Consider the following 20340-nt stretch of genomic DNA (forward strand, 5'->3'; position numbering starts at 1 on the left):
CCTGTTTTACACGTTTCTTATTTTTTTAAATCGGTCATTAGACAGTTTCCGATCTGTAACAGAAATGATCTGCGGTATCTGATATGGCTGCAGCTTCTGTCTGCAATGAGCTACGGCCCGCTTTCTGAAAGATTTGATATCTTCCTCTTTTTCAAGTACGGCCTCTGCCGCGACAATCTCGCCCGTAATCGGATTTTTTCTGCCCGTTATGAGAACGTCCCGGACATTCGGTATCTCCAGAAAAACGCTTTCCACCTCTGCCGGAAAAACTTTCTCTCCGCCCACATTAATGATTTCACTCTTTCTTCCGAGAATTCTTATATATTCGCCGTCTGTTTCCACCTGGTCACCGGTGTCGTACCAGCCGTCTTCATCGAAAGGTGACGGTGCATTTAAATAGCCGAGCATCGCCGACTCAGAACGGACCCAAAGCGTGCCTCCGGTAATTTTGGTCTCTGTTCCGGCACCGCCTACTTTCATCCAAGTGGATTGGCTGTCTTTTGATTTCGTTGAGAATATACCCAGTTCAGTTAATCCGTATGTTTGTTTCAGCCGTACACCCGGAAACAGCCGATGAATGCCGCGCAGCGTTGATAGGGGCATCGGTTCTGTGCCGTAAGTGATCAGCTGGAGTGAAGAGAGGTTATAGCCGGCATCCGCATTGGACATCAGCAGCATGTTTAAAAAGGTCGGGGTGGCGGGGAGTACTTGGACAGCATGTTTGTCGACCGCCTGATAAACGGACTTCGGCGTTCTGCTGTCTGATGTGACGATCGTTCCCCCGTTAAACAGAATCGCAAACAGCGTATTAATGCCGCCTATATGATCCAATTTCAGAAAAATGAGCGTACGCAGCGGTTTTCTCTTCGCCATTTTGTATTTTTCAAGCAGCCGGCCGGCGCTTAACACGGATGCTTTGCTTTTGCCGGAGGTTCCCGATGTGAAAATAATAATGCCTGACTCCCCTCTCTCTCGCAGGTCATCAAGCAGAGGGTGAGAGGCGCTTTTAGAACCTTCACGAAGCGTCCAGCTGTCATTTTCATTTATTTCAATGATTTGATTCACTTTCGCGTCTTCAAACATATCGAGATGCTTTTCCCTTGATTCATTGCTGAGAGGGACAACGATATTTCGGTTTAACAGAAGCGCCAGCAGCAAAAAAATGGCGTTCGGGGAATAATCCCCGATAAGCGCCACACATTCACCTTCACGTATTCCGTTTTGTTCAAGTTCTTTCTGAAAAAAGCTAATTCGTGCCAGCAAATCATCATACGTAAAAGTCTGCCCTTTAAAAATGAGAAACTCACTGTCTTGCGTTTCCCTAAGCTTATCAGTCACCCAGCTGATATCTCTCCCGCTTTCTGTTTTCATGATTGAGCACTGTCCATATATTTTTGATAAATATCACAAATGCTGCCGACGGTTGTAATGCTGGAAATTGTTTCTCCTTTGGAAAAAGGATCTACTCCGGTTTCCATCTCCATCTGTGCGACTAATTGAGCGATATCCAGTGATGAGAAGCCCAGATCCTCTATGACTCTCACATCATCTCCCGCTTCGACGGCCCGATATGACTGCTGTTCTTGAATGTCCTGGATGATTTGAGCGATGATCTGCTTCATTTCCTTGGTTTGTTCCATTTGCTTTCAGCTCCATTCTTCATTTTATAAACTTCTGATGACCCGTTTATAATCCGGAATATGATCTTGTGAAGAGGTCGGCACCGCCAGCAGCTTATCCACCTTGGAAATGGCCAGCAATGTATGATTTCTTTTCATATAGACTTCAATCTGATAGCTGATTTTCGCCACTGAGATCATACCGAGGGACTCACCGTGAAAGTCGGGATCGCATTCTTCAATGTGTCCCGTCATATAAATATCAAGCTCTTCATCTGCAAAACAATTTCCGTAATAATACGTCTCTCTTTCAAGCAAAAATAAATGCCGCGCGATTGAAACCGGAAAACCCGGCTTCGACCGGCGCGTCATCCATTCAAATTCCGCCGCATCCATTATCTTGCTGAATTTCGCAAACACCATGGCATGCCCCGGCGCAGCATCCTGATCAACAGGAACCCGATATGAAACGGGGTCTGCTGTTTTGAGGTTGCCCGGCTTCATACCGAAAGCATCTGTTCTGATTTTCTTTGACCGCATCAGCGCGTAAGGCGGCTTGGCTAACTTAGAAAGTTCCGCAATGCATTCAGCCTTAGGCGCTGAGACTTTGCGGGTCGAACCTTCTGTTTGTGTGACGTCGACGACAATTAAACTATTGGCTTTCATAGAAGGAAACCGCCCGGGGTCCCACTCGCTTTTATCAGAGCTGACCGCTCCTTTCGGCCCGAACAAATAATCAGATTCTAATATGGTTTCTCCAAACCGGGAGATATCGACTCCGACGGAAACCTCGTCCCATAATCGGTACTGATCAAGAGGCTTATCTGAAGGAACTTTGAGATGTGTCATAAAATAAGCCGGATACAAAATCAGCCCTTGGTGATCGGCCATCTGATCAGGCCGGAATCCCGTTCCGTCCGTTAAATGGTGACTGTGTGCGTTGCCGAATAACAGCAGCAGCGCGTACTCATTCAAATTCCCTAACCCGACATGGCTCATCGTTAATTCATGATTTTCAATCAGCATGGTCTGTCCTCCGCAGAAAAAATGTAATGTCCGGTCATACTCAGCCTGTAATCGATACCAGCCTTTGCGCAAGAAGGCCGGCTGTTTCTTCCATGAGCTGTTTGCCGATCAAATCGACATGCCTGTTTCTCCAATTTTCAAGCGGGGTTCCTTTCACCCATTGATTAAATGCGCCGAGTGCAGGGCCGCAATGAATTTGGTAATCTATTTTACTTTCGCTTTTTCCTTCCAGAGCGAGCCTCGTCGTATGGGAAAAATACCATTTAAATACCATCGCCATTTTGTGTTTCGGATTCTGTTCAGCTTTGGCGATCTGTTCAGGAGATTTATCATGTTTCAACTGCTCATACACTTCTTCAAAACTGCGCTGGAAATACTTATCTTCAATTAATGTTTTCGTTTTTTCATCTATTTCATCTAAAGAATTGTATTGTCTGTACAAGTCAAAGAGTTTATTGGCTCTGGCCGGGAAAAACAGGCCTTTTTTCAGCACCTGCACCCTTGCTCCCGCTTCAAACATATCTCCCGCGGGAGCGTATGACGTATCCTGCACGTTCGCTTCCTGAAGCAGATCTTTCACTGAATCACTTGTCCCGGCTTCGACCGTGCATTGATTAATAGAACCGGTTCCGATAAATTCGGCGCCGAGCAGAAACGCGGCAGCAGCCGCTTCCGGAGTGCCGATTCCGCCGGCTGCGCCGATTCTTACTTTTTTCGCATACCCGTGCTTCTCCATCATGCGGTCTCTGAGTCTGATCATGGCAGGCATTAATGTATACGGAATCCCTTGGTCGGTATGCCCTCCTGAATCCGCTTCAACGCAAATGTCATCAGCCATCGGAATTTCTTTTGCAAGCGCCGCTTCCCCGGCTGTCAGCCGATTGTCAGACACAAGTCTTTCCAGCATATGAGCCGGAGCCGGATTCAGAAAGGCCTCAGCGACTTCAGGCCGGGATACTTTCGCGATGATTCTGTTTTGAACTGACACCGATCCGTCATGATTCCTGCTTAATCCCTTTGCTCTGTATATAACGAGAGCGGGGGTTATGCCCATAAATGCCGATGCTTCAATAAGATGAATGCCGTTTTTCAAATATAAATCTATCATTCTGACTTCCTTGTCAGGTGACATCATATGATGAAGAAGGTTCATTCCGAATGTTTCCCCTTGCCGCAGTGCAGATCTGATGGTTCCGATGGCCTGTCCGATCCGTTCGATACTCAATCCGCCCGTTCCGTAAAAGCCCAGCATTCCCGCTTTTGCCGCTTTAATGACCATCTGTTCCGAAGCAATTCCCCTGTACATGGAGCCCGTCATGTAAGCATATTGGATGTTATAATCTTTTTTAAAATCTTCGTTCCCTAATCTCATTCCCGCCGTTTTTTGTGAATCAGCTGCCGATGCTTTGACATCAGCAGTATCAGACTCTTCTTTCGGCATAGGTAATGGGACGGCATCTTTTTTAATCTGCCGCGTCAGTTTTGTCAGCACTTCCCCGGGCCCGACTTCTGCAATTTCATTATTTTCAATTCCCATCAGACGGCGTATCGTGTCCGTCCACTTTACCTGATTGGTCATTTGCAAAGTCAGATTTGTTTTGATTTCATCATTCTTATAAGGTGCGGCATGAAGATTTGAGATCACCGGAAAACGAAGAGGCAAAAACGCCGTTTCTTCTAAATAATCTGCAAACTCTTTTTCAGCATCTTTCATATAGCGGGAATGGAAGGCGCCGCTCACATTTAAAGGAAGGTACATTCTCACGCCGGCTTTTTCAAAGACGGGGCCCGCTTTTTCAATGTCTTGTTTCGTTCCGGCGATCACAATTTGCGAAGGTGAATTGTGGTTAGCAATATCAATGCCGGTCAGATGATAATCGGATAGAACCTCTTTTACTTGTTCAGCCGTAACCCCCAAAACCGCCGCCATGCCTCCGGGAGCTGCCTTGCTCATGAGCTCCCCTCTTTTTTTTACAAGCTGCAAACCGGTCTCAAAATCAAAGCAGCCGGCCGCAAATAACGCATTATATTCTCCTAAACTGTGCCCTGCGGCGTAATCAGGCTCTCTGCCGGACTCTTTCATTTTCTTTAAATAACTGAGTGCACTCACCGTATATAACGCCGGCTGGGTAAATTGCGTTTTCCCCAGCTGGTGATTCGGATCCTCCAGGCACAATTCTTCTATAGAGTAGCCTAATATGTCATCAGCCTGCCGTGTCAGATCTTGAAATTCATCAAACAGTCCGGCTCCCATTCCTTTAAATTGAGAACCCTGCCCCGGGAAAACAAACGTAAGCATCTTATCCTCATCCTTTCCGCATCGCCAATTTTGTACATCACATGTGGTTCTCCATACAAAAACGTCTCTTATATTCATATATTGACTGGTGTAAACACCGGCATAAAAATAAAAACACAAACGCGTTTGCGATTCAGCACAGGTTTAAAAATCGCAAACGCATTGTGTTTTCCTTTTCTGACATAATTTATATTAAAACATATTACTTGTTTACTGAATGTTTCTCATGACAAGCTGCAGTGCCAATATGCCCGAAAACAGCCATGACGGCACACTTCTCCCTTATCATGTATATGTAGATATATACACTGCAATCATTTTTATAATCCCTATTTCCTCTTCAACGTGCCGAAACAGCGATTGAAATTTAATAGGTGCTTTACATCAATTTAATAAATTTAACAAATAGTTGCTATTTAAAGAGAATAATATCAATTTATAGATAATAATGTCAAGACCTTTTTTCGTTATTTTCTGACATTTATTCCACAGTTTTATGTTCGGCGGATAAAATGTCAGACAATTCCCTGAACCCTTTTCATGTCAAAGAAAATTCATCGCTTCTCTGTCAATTGGGTCTATACTTATTTTTCATTTTCATATATTATGTAAAAAAAAGACGAATTAGAAAATTTTTTAATCACTTTAAATACTATCCATTAAATACTTTCTTTGTATAATAATTTCTTATTATTCTAAGGAGGACCCAGTCATGAAATGGTACGCACTTTTTGTAGAGTCCGGAAAAGAAGAAGCAGTGCAAAAATTTCTGCGTCTGCAGTTTGATGAGCAGGCTCTCTACTCAATCATACCCAAGAAAAAAGTCACAGAACGAAAAGCCGGAATCAAATACGAGGCACTCAAAAAAATGTTTCCGGGATATGTGCTGTTTAAAACAAAGATGACAGAGCGGACATTTCATAAAATCAAAGAACTCCCCATTTCATGCAGAATCGTGAATAACGGCGCATATTATTCCAAAGAGCGTAAAACCTATTTCACGACAATTAAGGATGAAGAAATCCTCCCTATTATCAGGCTGATCGGAGAAGGAGACACTGTAGATTATTCAAAAGTCTATATTGAAAATTCAAAAGTAACCGTTGCCTCAGGACCTCTTAAAGGAATGGAAGGCATTATTAAAAAGATCGATAAAAGAAAAAGACGCGCCAAAATCTGCCTGTCTTTTATGGGACTGGACAAAATGGTCAACGTCGGAATTGAAGTGCTCTCCAAACCCTAGCATTTCAAAAAAAAAGCATCAACAGCATGTGCCGTTGATGCCCTTTTTATATAAACAGACGAAAGCCCGACATCAAAATAACCCCGCTCACCACCGTCACGGTCAGACTTTTTGTTTTCAAGGCAGTATTTTCATCCTGACAAACTGCTTCAAAGGACGCCGCGCAGTCATCGGTGCGTTTCTCATCTATATTTGCTATATGATCGGCTGTAAATGCCTGTTATGAAGATACGGCCCCGATGTGTATAAGAAAAATGCCCGTTCACAACAATAAGAACGATGTGTTCGGCTGTGAGCAGTTTATATGACTGAATGATCGTGAGTTGTTATAATTAATGTCTACAAACATTCCGGGAGGCGAAATAAATGGCCAGAAAATTATTTACACCATGGACCGTTAAAGATGTAACGATCAAAAACCGTATTGTTATGGCACCGATGTGCATGTATTCCTCACATGAGAAGGACGGAAAGCTGCAGCCTTTTCATATGGCGCACTATATATCTCGCGCAATCGGTCAGGTCGGTCTGATTATCGTTGAAGCGACAGCCGTTAATCCGCAGGGACGAATTACCGATCAGGATTTGGGCATTTGGAGCGACGATCATATCGAAGGCTTTGCCAAACTGACAGAACAAGTGAAAGCGCAAGGGTCTAAAATCGGCATTCAGCTCGCGCACGCGGGACGTAAAGCAGAGCTTGACGGAGACATTTACGCTCCTTCAGCCATTCCGTTCGATGAGCAGTCCAAAACACCGGCTGAAATGACGATAGAACAAATTAAAGAAACCATTCAGGAATTCAAGCAGGCCGCGGCGCGTGCGAAAAAAGCCGGCTTTGACATTATCGAGCTTCATGCGGCACACGGCTACTTAATGCACGAATTTTTGTCACCGCTGTCCAATCACCGTACAGATGAATACGGCGGCTCACATGAAAACCGCTACCGCTTCTTAGGCGAGACCATTGAAGCCGTCAAGGAAGTCTGGGACGGACCGCTATTTGTCCGTGTTTCCGCATCTGATTATACTGATAAGGGGCTGGACATTGCCGATCATATCGGCTTTGCGAAGTGGATGAAGGAGCAGGGAGTCGACCTGATTGATTGCAGCTCAGGCGCACTCGTTCAAGCTGATATTAACGTCTTCCCCGGCTATCAAGTGAGCTTTGCGGAGAAAATCCGTGAGCAGGCCGAAATCGCAACAGGCGCCGTCGGTTTGATAACGACAGGAACAATGGCCGAAGAAATTCTGCAAAACAATCGCGCTGACCTCATTTTTGTCGCGAGAGAACTTCTGCGCGATCCGCATTTTGCAAGAAGTGCAGCGAAGCAGCTGAATACAGAAATACCGTCGCCGGTGCAATACGACAGAGCATGGTGACAGAAGAGACAGCCGGAAATTTTTATCATCGGCTGTCTCTTTTTTTATTTTTTGAGAAACGATCGCCGAAGCATCTCCGTCTTCCTTATAGAACCAATTAGAGGGGATGACTCCAATGAAAGCAGCATGGATGGAAAGGACATACCTGATTGACGGCTGTCCGTTTTATACAAAACACCGTAAAGGTGCCGGCGAAGTGACGATCGTCTTTGAAGCCGGCTGCGGCACTTCTTCTGAAACATGGACACCATTACTCACTGACATAGATGAAGAATTTGGGGTTTTCACATATGACAGAGCCGGAATCGGCAAAAGCGGCCAAAGCAGAAACAAGCGAACGGCAGATCACATGGTACAGGAATTAAACGCCCTTCTGCTGAAGGCGGGCGTCAAGCCTCCTTACCTTGTCGTCTCGCATTCATACGGCACGATTATCAGCAGACTTTGGGCGAGCCGAAACCGACGGGATATTCTCGGAATGGTGCTCCTTGACCCGGTTTCTGAAGATCAGGAGACGAAAGTGCTTCCGCTTCTTCCCGCGGAAATGAAAGCGGCCTACCTGAAGCAGTTCAGATTAGAAGGATCACACGCGGAATTTTTGACGAGCCTTCGGCAGATCAAGCACCAGCAGATTCATTTCGGCGATATGCCGCTGTTGATTTTATCATCGGGAGAGCGTGATGAGCGCTTAAAGCACGCTCATAAAGAATGGATGAAACTGCACAGAAGCATGCTCGATGTCTCTTATCAAAGCGGATGGATTCAGGCCAAAAACAGTTCTCACGCCATTCATCACGATGAACCGCATATCGTCCACCTTGCCATTTATGATGTTTGGTGTGCGGCGCGCCAGCAAATGAATGCTCCGGCCTATCAGGCGGTAAACTCATAAAACAAAAGCCATTGTGCCGGAGCACAATGGCTTTTTTATCGTGATCTACTTCGTCTCACGATGTAAAGTATACTTTTTCAACCGGGGTGAATACTTTTTCATTTCTAATCGATCCGGATTCGTTCGTTTGTTCTTCGTCGTGATATAGTTTCTGTCCCCTGTCTCTGTGCAGGCCAATGTTACATTCACACGCATCATTTTCACCTCTCAATTAAATCGTAATAATTACGTTTTATTATATACCCTCAAATTAAAATGTCAAGCGTCCATTTTTTAAGAGCGTTCCACGGTGACTTCCATGAAGTCAAATGCGATCCTGCTGTTTTCAAATACCGCTTTCGCCTCATGTTCCAGACGCTCTATCGGCGATTCGCCTTGATACCTTGCGCTGATATGAGTTAAGATCAGCTGTTTGGCGCCTGCTTTTTTTGCCGTTTGTGCGGCCTGTTCTGTCGTCGCATGATAGTAATTATGCGCAAGCTTTGCATCTTCTTTGGCAAACGTCGCTTCATGAACAAGTACATCGGCATTGCGCGCAAGCTCCGTTACCCGCTCTGATGCCCGGGTATCCCCTGAAAAAGCGACGATCCTCCCCTTTTTCGGCGGCTCCAAAAAATCCTGTCCATCAATAATTCTTCCATCATCAAGCGTGACTGTTTCGCCTTTTTTGATCTTCTGATAGACGGGACCGGGCGGAATATTCATTTCCTTCAGTCTGCCGGCCTGCAATGCACCGGGAATATCTTTCTCCTGTACACGGTAGCCGAACGCTTCTACACCGTGAATGACGGATGCTGCGGTAACGATGAATTGCTCATCTTCAAAAACCGTTCCCTCTTCAATTTCATGTACGGTAAGAGGATACGTCAAATGAGTCGCCGTCACATTCAGGCTTGTTTCAATAAATGCTTTTATGCCTTTTGGCCCGTAAATCGTCAGCTCTTCTTCACCGCCCTGAAATGACCGGCTTCCCAACAGACCCGGAAGACCGTAAACATGGTCCCCGTGAAGATGGGTGATGAAAATCTTTTCGATTTTCCTCGGTTTGATTGTTGTATGTAATATCTGATGCTGAGTGGCTTCTCCGCAATCAAACAGCCATACGGAACGCCTTTCTTCAAGAAGCTTCAGCGCGACGGACGTTACGTTTCTCACCTTTGCCGGCATGCCGGCCCCCGTCCCTAAAAATAATAATTCCACAATGCTTCCTCCTAGATCTTTGTACTACTAAGGATACAGGATCAGGCTGAAAATGTGAATTCACCCGGGGCTTCTCCGGCCTGATTAATTTTTTTCTGCAAACCTCAAAAAACAGGCTGAAACATTTGCTTTCAACGAATTTTAGATTTAAAATGAAGGAAATATGCGGGGTTTTAAACCATGCTTCAGATAAAGTGAGGTACTCTAAGTGAAAACAAACGACAAACCAAAAGCAGTAATTGTAATATTTGGTGCCACAGGGGATTTGGCAAAACGAAAACTTTACCCATCCATTCACCGTTTATATAAAAATGGTCAGATTGGTGAAGAGTTTGCAGTTGTAGGTGTTGGAAGAAGACCTTGGTCAAACGAGGACCTCCGTGAAACCGTTAAAACGTCTGTTTCTTCGGCTGGGCAAAAAGACATAGATGATTTCACATCTCATTTTTATTACCATCCGTTTGATGTAACGAATCCGGGTTCCTATCAGGAGCTGAATGTCCTGCTTGATCAGCTTGAACATACATATGAAATCCCGAATAACCGAATGTTTTACTTGGCAATGGCCCCTGAGTTTTTCGGCACTATCGCAAAATCGCTTAAAAATGAAGGTGTCACAGCCACAAAAGGCTGGTCCCGTCTCGTAATTGAAAAACCGTTCGGCCATGACCTGCCGAGTGCGAAAGAGCTTAACAAAGAAATACGGGAAGCTTTCACAGAAGATCAAATTTATCGGATCGACCATTACTTAGGCAAGCAAATGGTTCAAAACATCGAAGTCATCCGTTTTGCGAATGCACTGTTTGAACCGCTTTGGAATAACCGCTACATCTCAAACATCCAGATTACGTCAAGTGAAGATCTCGGCGTTGAGGATCGTGCGAGATATTATGAAAAATCAGGCGCACTCCGCGATATGGTTCAAAATCACATTTTACAAATGGTCGCTCTCTTAGCAATGGAACCGCCTATTAAACTGAACACAGAAGAAATCCGCAGCGAAAAAGTGAAGGTGCTGAGAGCTCTCCGCCCTGTCGCTCCAAATGAAGTGGGCGATTACTTCGTCCGCGGACAATACCAAGCGGGAACGATCAACGGAAACTCTGTACCGAGCTATACGGATGAGCAAAACGTAGCACCGGATTCCAATACGGAAACATTCGTATCCGGAAAGCTGTTAATTGACAACTTCCGCTGGGCCGGCGTTCCGTTTTATATCCGAACAGGGAAACGGATGAAAGAAAAATCAACGAAAATCGTCGTTCAATTTAAAGACATTCCGATGAACCTATATTACGGCAATGAAACGAATGTAAATCCGAACTTGCTTGTCATCCACATTCAGCCGGATGAAGGCATCACTTTATATCTGAATGCTAAAAAATTAGGCGGAGCCGCACATGCTCAGCCGATTAAGCTGGATTACTGCAGCAACTGCAGTGACGAAATGAATACACCGGAAGCTTACGAAAAATTGATTCACGACTGTCTGCTCGGCGATGCAACGAACTTTGCCCATTGGGACGAAGTGGCGCTTTCTTGGAATTTCGTCGACGCGATTTCCGAAACATGGGCAGCCGACAAAACCCTTTCCCCGAATTATGCAGCCGGATCAATGGGACCTAAGGCTTCAGACGACCTCTTAGAAAAAGACGGCCTTCACTGGTGGAATATATAAGAAAAAATCAAAAAACCGCGGCGCTGTTCATAAGGCCCGCGGTTTTTACATATCAGAAAAGCCCCCGCAGTTATTGCGGGGGCTTCTTCATTACTTCATCCATTCAGTATGGAAAATGCCTTCTTTATCCGTGCGTTCGTACGTATGCGCGCCGAAGTAGTCACGCTGCGCTTGAATCAAGTTTGCAGGAAGCACTGCCGTACGGTAGCTGTCGTAATATGCAAGTGCGCTTGAGAACGAAGGTACTGGCACGCCTTGGGCTACGGCAAGTGAAATCACTTGGCGAAGGGCGCCTTGGTAGCTTTCTGCAATGTTTTTGAAATAGCTGTCTAACAGCAGGTTGTCAAGCTCCGGTTCACGGTCATACGCATCTTTGATCTTTTGCAGGAACGCCGCGCGGATGATACAGCCTCCGCGGAAGATCATCGCGATTTCACCGTATTTCAGATCCCAGTTATATTCTTCAGATGCAGCTTTCATTTGGGCGAAACCTTGTGCGTAAGAACAGATTTTACTCATGAAGAGCGCTTTTCTGACCGCTTCAATCAGCTCTTCTTTGTTTTCAGTGACCGGCTTAACGTCAGGTCCGGACAACAGGCTGCTTGCTTTCACACGCTCTTCTTTCATTGCGGAAATGAAACGCGCAAAAACAGATTCAGTGATAATCGGAAGCGGCACGCCTAAGTCAAGAGCGCTTTGGCTTGTCCATTTACCCGTTCCTTTTTGGCCTGCTTTATCAAGGATGACATCAACAAGCGGTTTGCCCGTTTCTTCATCTTTTTTAGTGAAAATGTCAGCCGTGATTTCGATCAGATAGCTGTCAAGCTCTCCTTTGTTCCACTCAGCGAATACTTCATGAAGCTCTTCGGCAGACAGTCCGAGCACCTGTTTCAGAATGAAGTATGACTCAGAGATCAGCTGCATGTCACCGTATTCGATACCGTTGTGCACCATTTTTACATAGTGCCCCGCTCCGTCCGGGCCGATGTATGTCGTACAAGCTTCTCCGTCCACTTTAGCAGAAATGGCTTCCAAAATCGGCTTCACGAGTTCGTGCGCTTCCTTTTGGCCGCCCGGCATAATAGAAGGCCCCTTAAGCGCTCCCTCTTCACCGCCTGATACACCCGTTCCGATAAAGTGAATGCCGCTTTCGGCAAGCTCTTTGTTCCGGCGCTGTGTATCTTTATAGTATGTATTTCCGCCGTCAATCAAAATATCGTCTTTTTCCAGATGAGGAAGAAGAGATTGAATCGTCGCATCCGTTGCAGTTCCCGCTTTAACCATTAATAAAATTTTGCGGGGTGTTTCAAGAGACTGGACAAACTCCTCAATGCTGTATGTACCGACAACATTTTTGCCTTTTGCCTCTTCTAAAAACTCTTCCGTTTTGCTGCTTGATCTGTTGTATACAGACACAGAAAATCCCCGGCTTTCAATGTTAAGAGCCAGATTTTTACCCATTACCGCAAGACCGATAACTCCGATTTGTTGTTTTGACATATTCTAACGTCCCTTCTTCAAACGTTTAACCATTTTAAAATTTAAATTAAAATAAAATGATATTTATACTAAAGAAATTATCATACATAACCCCTTTTTTCAAGTTATTCACCTTTTCTTTTCATCCTGAAAAAAGTCTCTGTTAAAGCTCGTTCCCCTTGTTTTGCTTTCTTCTTTTTTCATGACGGCGCCTTTTCGGATCATGTGTCGGCCGTATTTTTCATTCAGCTCGTTCATCATCTGAACAATCGGCTCGTCCTTTGCATCCTCCTTGAATGAAAACAGGTCAAGCTGTTTATACGCCTGCTGTTTTTCGACCAGTTCCGTTCCGGTGATGCCGAGAAGCCTCACCGGTTTTTGGTTCCAGTGCTTGTCAAACAGTTCCATCGCCGCATTCATGATGTCTTTTTTCTGATCAGCCGGATTGCTGAGAGTCATGCTTCTTGTGACCGTTTTCCAATCCGCATAGCGGATCATGATGAACAGCCGGCAGGCCATGACCTCCTTACGCTGAAGCCGTTCGCTTACAGACAGCGCGAGCCGGTCAAACACGCCGGTTAATTCATCCCAGTCAGCCGAATCATGCGAAAGGGTGGATGAGTTGCCGACGCTTTTAAATTCATAAATCCGTTCGGGATCGACTTCTGCGCGGTGGATGCCGTTCGCCTTATCCTTCAGCCTTGGCCCGTTTATGCCGAGCAGCATTTTCAGCGCCCGTTCATCTCCTTTTGCCAAATCACCGATCGTTTTGATGCCGAGCGTTTTTATTTTTTCCGCAGTTTTCGTTCCTATACCGTGCATCTCTTCGATCGGGAGAGGCCACAATATGTCCGGCAGCTCTCTTTTTCTTAAAATGGTGATGCCGAGCGGTTTTTTCATTTCAGACGCCATCTTGGCGAGAAACTTATTCGGAGCGATGCCGATGCTTGACGGAAGCAAAAGCTCTTTTTGCAGCCTTGCCTGAATGTCTGCGGCTGTCTCATACGCCCTATGTCCGTGCGGTGTGTCCGTAATATCCATGTATCCTTCATCAATAGAAACAGGCTCGACTAAATCCGTATACTCCCTCAGAATGCTGAACATTTCTTTTGACGAACTCCGGTAGCGGTCAAAATTCGGAGGAACGACGATGAGTTCCGGACAGAGGCGCTTCGCCTGCCACACCGGCATGGTGGTCTTTACGCCCCGCGCTCTCGCTTCGTAGCTGCAGGTGACGATGATTCCTCGCCGTTCCTTCACGTTTCCGGCAACAGCGAGAGGTTTTCCCTTTAAAGACGGATCATACGCCATTTCTACAGAGGCATAAAAACTGTTCATATCGATATGAAATATAATTCTCCCTTTTCCGGCCACTCCCGGCGCCTCCTTTCCTTTCATAGACAACCTTATATATATGTAGTAAAATAAGAGCTGAATGGATGTGATAAAATGATTCTTGAGTCAATGAATGACTTTTTATTTTTAGTCGATTTTTTCACAATTATTCTTCCCGCTCTGACCGCGATCGGCATCGCTTTTCTTTTGCGTGAGCGCCGCGCAGGCGAGCATTGGAGAACGAAACGAATAGATGAACATCAAGCAGTCGTTCAGCTGAACCGAACAGACTTTCTTATTATTATATATCATCGCATTACAACTTGGATACGTAAAGTCATCCGCATGAATTCACCGGCGAATGATGATGAAGATGTCAGCTTCCTCCTTTTATAACGGCAAGTGAAGATAAAAAGGAGGAGACATAATTGTCTAAAACATATCAAAAATGGATAGCATTCGGATTATTTTTTATCGTACTGTGCACAGGCCGCTCGGCTTTTGCAGCGACATCTCAGACTCAGACGGGGGGCCTCGGGAATATCGGGTTTTTCCACGATTACCTGATCGAGCCGTTTTCGGCACTTTTAAAAGGTGTGGCGGGCCTGTTCCACGGTGAGTACGGACTGTCTATTATTCTGGTGACGATTATCGTCCGGATCGTTGTATTGCCTTTGTTTGTGAACCAATTTAAGAAACAGCGGGTGTTCCAGGAAAAAATGGCTGTGATCAAACCGCAGGTCGACAGCATTCAGGCTAAAATAAAACAAACGAAAGATGCGGAGAAACAAAAAGAACTGCAAATGGAAATGATGAAGCTTTACCGTGAGCATAATCTGAATCCGATGGCAATGGGATGCCTTCCGATGCTGGTGCAATTCCCGATTTTGATCGGTTTTTATTACGCCATCCGCTCAACGCCGGAAATTGCTTCACACTCATTTCTGTGGTTCAGCTTAGGGCATTCTGATATTCTTGTATCACTGTGCGCGGGCGCCATGTATTTCTTACAGGCTTATATTTCCCAAAAATTAAACGAGAAATATTCACCGGCCGCTCAAAATCCGGCCGCGATGCAGTCAGCAAAAATCATGGTCTTTATTTTCCCTGTCATGATGACCATTTTTTCACTTAACGTACCGGCTGCGCTTCCGCTTTACTGGTTTACAAGCGGACTGTTTTTAACAGTGCAGAACGTGCTTTTACAGCAGACGCATCATAAAAAGAAACAAGCTGCGGCTCAGGCAGAGCCCGCAAAATCATAATATTGAACCTGCCGTGTGAATTCCGGCAGGTTTTTTCATGTGGATCTTACGAAAAAAAGCACCCAATTCATTGGGTGCTTCGTTTTTAGTTGGCTGCTGTTTCGATAATGGCAACGACCATTTCCGCCGTTTTGACGAGCTCTTCAATCGGCATTTTTTCATTTTTCGTATGGATTTGTTCATAACCTACTGACAGGTTGACTGTCGGAATGCCGTGGCCGGCAATGATGTTCGCATCACTTCCGCCGCCGCTCGTCTGCAGTTCGCTCGGCCGGCCGATTTTTGCCGCCGCTTTTTTCGCGACTTCCACAACCTGATCGCCGTCCTGGTATTTGAAACCCGGATACATGACTGCGATGTCCACTTCTGCGCGGCCTCCCATCTCAGCTGCCGCAGATTCGAAAGCTTCCTTCATTTTCTGCACTTGCGCTTCCATTTTTTCAGGCACTAACGAACGCGCTTCAGCCAGAATATCAACTTGATCGCAGACGATATTGGTTTGCGTGCCTCCTTCAAAACGTCCGATATTAGCCGTTGTTTCTTCATCAATACGGCCGAGCGGCATTTTTGAGATTGCTTTTGATGCGATTGTAATCGCGGAGATGCCTTTTTCCGGTTCTACTCCCGCATGAGCCGTTTCTCCGAAAATGGTTGCTCTCACTTTCGCTTGTGTCGGCGCGGCTACAATAATGTTGCCGACTTTTCCGTCTGAATCAAGCGCAAAACCGTATTTCGCGGTAATATCGGAACGATCCATTGCTTTTGCTCCGACTAATCCTGATTCTTCCCCGGCCGTGATGATGAATTCAATCGTTCCGTGCTCGATGTTTTGTTCTTTCAGCACTTTAATGGCTTCAAACATTGCGGCAAGGCCCGTCTTATCATCAGCGCCTAGAATCGTCGTGCCGTCGGTTTTGACATAGCCGTCTTCCACAATCGGCTTAACGCCTTTTCCCGGAACAACAGTGTCCATATGCGATGTGAAATAAATCGTATCCGCATCTTTTGTGCCCTTTAACGTACAGATTAAGTTGCCGGCTCCATGCCCCGTCACTTCTTTTGTATCGTCTTCTTTTACGCTCAATCCTAAATCAGTGAATTTTTGTTTGAGCACCTTGCTGATTTCCGCTTCGTGTTTTGTTTCTGAATCAATTTGAACAAGTTCCAGAAATTCTTCAAGCAGGCGTTTTTCGTTTACCATTTTCAGTTCCTCCGTTTAAAGCGGTATATTACCGTGCTTTTTTTTCGGTCTTTCCTCTTCCTTATGCGCAAGCATGTCAAATGCCTGAATCAATTTTTTCCTCGAGTCTTCCGGCCGGATGATGTCATCCACCATACCGCAGGCAGCCGCTTTATACGGACCGGCGTTTTCCTTTTCATATATGGCTTTTTTTTCGCACTTCGTTTTTTCCGGATCGTCAGAAGCCTGTATGTCTCTGCGGTATAAAATCGATGCCGCGCCTTCTGCTCCCATCACGGCAATTTCCGCATTGGGCCAGGCGAAAACAAGATCAGCTCCGAGCCCTTTTGAATTCATGGCGACATAAGCGCCTCCGTAAGCTTTTCTGATGATGAGCGTCACTTTCGGCACCGCCGCTTCGGCAAAAGCATACAGCAATTTTGCTCCGTGACGGATGATTCCCGCATGCTCCTGCTGAAGGCCCGGCAGAAATCCGGGAACATCAGCGATCGTTAACAGCGGAATATGAAATGCGTCGCAAAAACGGATGAATCTCGACGCTTTGTCAGCGGCATCAATCGTGAGGCTCCCCGCCAAATGTTTCGGCTGGTTTGCGACAAAACCGACAGTGCGACGTCCGAGCTTCAGAAAACCGACAGCAATGTTTTTGGCAAAATACGGCTGAATGTCAAAAAACGTTCCGTCATCCGCCAGTTCTTTTATCACCTGTAACACATCGTAAGGTTTCGAACTGTCCGCGGGAACGAGGGTGTTTAATAACGGCCTGGCGTCTTCCTTTTTAACGGGCAATGCCGTCTGACTGCCGTGCGGGAGATAAGAAAGCAAGGTTTTCACCGCGGAAAGAGCCTCTTTTTCCGTTCGTGCGGAATAGTGGGCATTTCCGCTTATCACATTATGTATTCCCGCACCGCCTAAACTCTCCGCGTCAATCTGTTCACCCGTCACCTGTTCAATGACTTTAGGACCTGTAATAAACATGTGCGACGTCTGTTCCGCCATAATCACAAAATCCGTCAGAGCGGGTGAATAAACAGCACCGCCGGCACATGGCCCGAGGATAACAGAAATTTGCGGAATCACTCCCGAGTAAAGGACGTTCCGCCTAAAAATATGACCGTAGCCATTTAATGATACCACACCCTCTTGAATTCTCGCACCACCTGAGTCGTTCAGTCCGATGATCGGGGTTTTATTTTTAGCCGCCAGATCCATCACCGCCGCGATTTTTTCGGCATGTGTCTCACCGAGCGTCCCGCCGAGAACGGTAAAGTCATGAGCAAATAAATACACGGGCCGTCCGTCAATTGTGCCGTATCCGGTAACGACGCCGTCTCCCGGAGCATGTTGGCATTCGGGCATGCGGCTTTTGGCAAACGGCTGAAGCTCTGAAAAACTGTCTTCATCCAATAAATAGGCAATTCTTTCTCTTGCCGTCAGCTTGCCTTTTTTGTGCTGTTTTTCATTTCTTTCCGCACCGCCGCCGTTTGTAAAAAAGGAACGTCTTTCGTTTAAGTGTCTGATATGGTCACTCATGCTCATCAACCAGTTTCTCCTTTTTCAATTGTTTCACAAAGCTCAATCAAAACCCCGTTCGCCTCTTTCGGGGAGAGAAATGCGATCTTCTTCCCGCCTGCTCCGCTTTGCGGTTCATGATTGGTCAAAGTCATGCGGCTTGATTCAAGCTCCTTGATCGTTTCCTTAAGATCGGCGCACCGGAACGCCAAATGATGCAGCCCTTCGCCTCTTTTCTGTAAAAAGGAGCTGACGGGAGATGCTTCGGACAGCGGCTCAATCAGCTCAAGTTTTGTGCTTCCCGCTTCTAAAAAAGCAACTTTCACATTTTGGCCGTTTACCAGCTCGTCTCCTATATACGTAAGCCCCAGCATCCGTTCATAAAATCCTCTTGCGGCATCAATAGAGCTGACGGCAATACCGATATGATCAAGTTTTTTCATTGCGCGGCCACCTGCTTTCTGTCATAGGATATGGCTTGTTCATACAAGCAAAACACGTTAAAATGATAGACAGTAATCTTAAGGAGTGAAACGATGTCTCAGAAATTCATGAAAAGCGCTGTCATCGTCATTTTAGGCGTATTTATACTGTCAACAGTCCTCTCAGGCATTATGATGTATTTGCGATAAAAAAGCGGGCGCCTCATTGCACGGGGGTTTCCTGCTTTTTTATGAGGGCTTTCCGCTCTTTTGCAATGTCCTCAAATGAGCGGTTTTCTTTTGTAATCAATACTTTCGTTCCGGGAGGGATAATCCGAAAAATATGGATGACATCCCGGTTTTTCATGCGGATGCAGCCATTTGATACAAACCCTCCGATCAGCTCTTCTCTGTTTGTCCCGTGAATGCCGTATATCCTGCCGTCGGTTCCTTTCGCATCAAAACCGATCCAGCGGACGCCGAGCGGATTTTCCGGCGCGCCTCCCTCTACATTTTTCTTCCGGTAATACGGATTTACAGCCTTGACCGTTACCGTAAATTCTCCTTCAGGCGTCAGATCATCTGTTTTTCCCGTCGCCACCTGATAAATGCCTTCTATTCGATTATCCTTCACAACCGCAAGCGCATTTGTGGTTTTATTGACGATAATGTAAGGGTCACCCGGCAAAGGATTCGCGCCAAGCGGCCAAAGCGGAGACAGCAGCAGGATTGCTGACAATAAAAAAAATCGCATGGGCTCCCCTCCTTTTTTCATTAGAATGACCAATGAAAGGAGGACTCATGCGATGATCCATATGTTTTTTACAGCTTGATGCCTTTGAAATAACTTTTAATCACGAGATATTGTTCCATCTCACCGAGCAGGTGGAATAAAGCCGCCCGCGCTTCAAATTCCTCGCGTGTTGCCGGAAGCGGCATTTCTTCAAATTCCGTTCTCATTTCCGCCAGTCTTTTTAAAAATTTATGGGCGGTATTGCCGGGATGAATGGCTTCCCTTAATTCATGGATAAAATGGGCAATCATTTTTCCCTGCTCCACCGTTATTGAAACAGAGGTAATCTTCGGCAGCAGCCTTTCGATAATTTCAAATTGTTTCTGTCTCATTTTAAAATAATGATAGTAGAGATTTTCATGGCGCAAAATATGATTCTGCACGTCCCGGTACGCGAGGTTTTTCGCCTCTTGAATCATCTGATGCGTCTCCGGTATTTCTTTCCCCGTCCAATCTTGCTCACCTGTTAACAAATACCGTTCGATTTCGGCGAAGATGACGGCAAAGTTGTCCTCGATTTTTTTCCGGTACGCCGCAAGTTTTCTGTCGAGGCTCGGCATATACAGATTCATTAACAGCGCGACGCCGATACCTACGGTGATCAGCTGGAACTCATTCCAGATAAACGCCGGCGTAATGCCGCCGGACATATATAAATGAAGAATGATAACTGAGCTGGTGACGATCCCCTCGTTTATTTTTAAAACGACTGTAGTCGGAATGAACAGCACGAGCAATATTCCGATCACAAACGGATAATAGCCGATCAGTCCGAAAAAGACATATGAAAAGACGATCGCCAATAAACAGGCGGCAAATCGGGCCCACGAGGCCTGAAGCGACCGCTTTTGCGTAATTTGGATGCACAATATGGTGATGATTCCTGCGGATGCGAAGTTTTGCAGATGCAACAGCTGGGCTAAATAAATGGCCAGCGCCGTTCCAAGTGCGGTCTTTAGTGTGCGGTAACCGATTTTAAACATTGCTTGCTCC

Annotated in this window: 19 protein-coding genes and 1 pseudogene; 7 read left to right on the forward strand and 13 right to left on the reverse strand. The window is 45.9% G+C overall.

The window, feature by feature from the left end:
- Nucleotides 1-6: 6 nt before the first annotated feature.
- Genes ABDB98_RS11235 through fabD form a run of 4 tightly spaced genes read right to left on the reverse strand, consistent with a single transcriptional unit; the run spans nucleotide 7 to nucleotide 4944 of the window.
- Entirely contained in the window at nucleotides 7-1371 is a 1365-nt protein-coding gene (locus tag ABDB98_RS11235; RefSeq protein WP_438420183.1) for a long-chain fatty acid--CoA ligase, read from the reverse strand.
- Nucleotides 1368-1640, reverse strand: coding sequence for an acyl carrier protein (locus ABDB98_RS11240; protein WP_327815294.1), 273 nt, complete (start codon nucleotides 1638-1640; stop codon nucleotides 1368-1370). The genes ABDB98_RS11235 and ABDB98_RS11240 overlap by 4 nt, the downstream gene beginning before the upstream one ends.
- Before the next feature lie 24 nt (nucleotides 1641-1664).
- A complete protein-coding gene (locus ABDB98_RS11245; RefSeq protein WP_060964823.1) occupies nucleotides 1665-2645 on the reverse strand; it encodes an LnmK family bifunctional acyltransferase/decarboxylase in 981 nt (326 codons plus the stop codon).
- Between the two features lie 40 nt (nucleotides 2646-2685).
- Complete coding sequence (fabD, locus tag ABDB98_RS11250) at nucleotides 2686-4944, reverse strand: ACP S-malonyltransferase (RefSeq protein ID WP_438420184.1); 2259 nt, start codon at nucleotides 4942-4944, stop codon at nucleotides 2686-2688.
- A 712-nt stretch (nucleotides 4945-5656) separates the two neighbouring features.
- On the opposite strand from fabD, the gene loaP reads away from it, so the two are divergent.
- The 3 genes from loaP to ABDB98_RS11265 all read left to right on the forward strand — a co-directional run bounded on the left by loaP (nucleotide 5657) and on the right by ABDB98_RS11265 (nucleotide 8462).
- Nucleotides 5657-6187, forward strand: coding sequence for an antiterminator LoaP (loaP, locus tag ABDB98_RS11255; RefSeq protein WP_003153257.1), 531 nt, complete (start codon nucleotides 5657-5659; stop codon nucleotides 6185-6187).
- A 366-nt stretch (nucleotides 6188-6553) separates the two neighbouring features.
- Nucleotides 6554-7570, forward strand: a complete 1017-nt coding sequence (gene namA, locus ABDB98_RS11260; protein WP_060964821.1) for an NADPH dehydrogenase NamA — start codon at nucleotides 6554-6556, stop codon at nucleotides 7568-7570.
- Nucleotides 7571-7685: 115 nt separating this feature from the next.
- Nucleotides 7686-8462, forward strand: a complete 777-nt coding sequence (locus tag ABDB98_RS11265) for an alpha/beta fold hydrolase (protein WP_438420185.1) — start codon at nucleotides 7686-7688, stop codon at nucleotides 8460-8462.
- 45 nt (nucleotides 8463-8507) lie between these two features.
- On the opposite strand, the gene rpmG is transcribed toward ABDB98_RS11265, so the two are convergent.
- Both rpmG and rnz read right to left on the reverse strand, forming a co-directional pair.
- Nucleotides 8508-8657, reverse strand: a complete 150-nt coding sequence (gene rpmG, locus ABDB98_RS11270; RefSeq protein WP_003153246.1) for a 50S ribosomal protein L33 — start codon at nucleotides 8655-8657, stop codon at nucleotides 8508-8510.
- A gap of 78 nt (nucleotides 8658-8735) precedes the next feature.
- Nucleotides 8736-9662 (reverse strand): ribonuclease Z, encoded by a 927-nt coding sequence (rnz, locus tag ABDB98_RS11275; RefSeq protein WP_438420186.1) that lies wholly within the window; start codon nucleotides 9660-9662, stop codon nucleotides 8736-8738.
- A 208-nt stretch (nucleotides 9663-9870) separates the two neighbouring features.
- Between rnz and zwf the strand changes: the two genes are divergently transcribed.
- Entirely contained in the window at nucleotides 9871-11340 is a 1470-nt protein-coding gene (gene zwf, locus ABDB98_RS11280; RefSeq protein WP_438420187.1) for a glucose-6-phosphate dehydrogenase, read from the forward strand.
- Between the two features lie 90 nt (nucleotides 11341-11430).
- Here the strand turns inward: zwf and gndA are convergent, their stop codons facing one another.
- The gene (gene gndA, locus ABDB98_RS11285) at nucleotides 11431-12840 is read right to left on the reverse strand and encodes an NADP-dependent phosphogluconate dehydrogenase (RefSeq protein ID WP_007408395.1); all 1410 of its coding nucleotides are present in this window, start codon (nucleotides 12838-12840) and stop codon (nucleotides 11431-11433) included.
- A gap of 108 nt (nucleotides 12841-12948) precedes the next feature.
- Nucleotides 12949-14193, reverse strand: a complete 1245-nt coding sequence (locus tag ABDB98_RS11290; RefSeq protein ID WP_438420188.1) for a DNA polymerase IV — start codon at nucleotides 14191-14193, stop codon at nucleotides 12949-12951.
- A 75-nt stretch (nucleotides 14194-14268) separates the two neighbouring features.
- On the opposite strand from ABDB98_RS11290, the gene ABDB98_RS11295 reads away from it, so the two are divergent.
- Complete coding sequence (locus tag ABDB98_RS11295) at nucleotides 14269-14550, forward strand: hypothetical protein (RefSeq protein ID WP_003153239.1); 282 nt, start codon at nucleotides 14269-14271, stop codon at nucleotides 14548-14550.
- Between the two features lie 32 nt (nucleotides 14551-14582).
- The gene (locus ABDB98_RS11300; RefSeq protein ID WP_038459107.1) at nucleotides 14583-15419 is read left to right on the forward strand and encodes a membrane protein insertase YidC; all 837 of its coding nucleotides are present in this window, start codon (nucleotides 14583-14585) and stop codon (nucleotides 15417-15419) included.
- Nucleotides 15420-15504: 85 nt separating this feature from the next.
- Here ABDB98_RS11300 and ABDB98_RS11305 read toward each other — a convergent pair whose 3' ends face one another.
- From ABDB98_RS11305 to mce, 3 genes and pseudogenes are all read right to left on the reverse strand, one after another.
- Nucleotides 15505-16620: a M20/M25/M40 family metallo-hydrolase gene (locus ABDB98_RS11305; protein ID WP_060964816.1), complete on the reverse strand. Its 1116-nt coding sequence runs from the start codon at nucleotides 16618-16620 to the stop codon at nucleotides 15505-15507.
- A gap of 15 nt (nucleotides 16621-16635) precedes the next feature.
- Complete coding sequence (locus tag ABDB98_RS11310) at nucleotides 16636-18153, reverse strand: acyl-CoA carboxylase subunit beta (RefSeq protein ID WP_438422140.1); 1518 nt, start codon at nucleotides 18151-18153, stop codon at nucleotides 16636-16638.
- Nucleotides 18146-18575, reverse strand: a pseudogene (mce, locus tag ABDB98_RS11315) (methylmalonyl-CoA epimerase). The gene ABDB98_RS11310 and the pseudogene mce overlap by 8 nt, the downstream one beginning before the upstream one ends.
- Before the next feature lie 93 nt (nucleotides 18576-18668).
- Between mce and prli42 the strand changes: the two are divergent.
- The gene (gene prli42 / locus ABDB98_RS11320; RefSeq protein ID WP_016939040.1) at nucleotides 18669-18764 is read left to right on the forward strand and encodes a stressosome-associated protein Prli42; all 96 of its coding nucleotides are present in this window, start codon (nucleotides 18669-18671) and stop codon (nucleotides 18762-18764) included.
- 13 nt (nucleotides 18765-18777) lie between these two features.
- On the opposite strand, the gene ABDB98_RS11325 is transcribed toward prli42, so the two are convergent.
- Nucleotides 18778-19308: a L,D-transpeptidase gene (locus ABDB98_RS11325; RefSeq protein ID WP_047475667.1), complete on the reverse strand. Its 531-nt coding sequence runs from the start codon at nucleotides 19306-19308 to the stop codon at nucleotides 18778-18780.
- A gap of 68 nt (nucleotides 19309-19376) precedes the next feature.
- Nucleotides 19377-20330 (reverse strand): aromatic acid exporter family protein, encoded by a 954-nt coding sequence (locus ABDB98_RS11330; protein ID WP_016939038.1) that lies wholly within the window; start codon nucleotides 20328-20330, stop codon nucleotides 19377-19379.
- Nucleotides 20331-20340 lie beyond the last annotated feature (10 nt).

The organism is Bacillus siamensis (assembly GCF_051628075.1).
Taxonomy (GTDB): Bacteria; Bacillota; Bacilli; order Bacillales; family Bacillaceae; genus Bacillus; species Bacillus siamensis.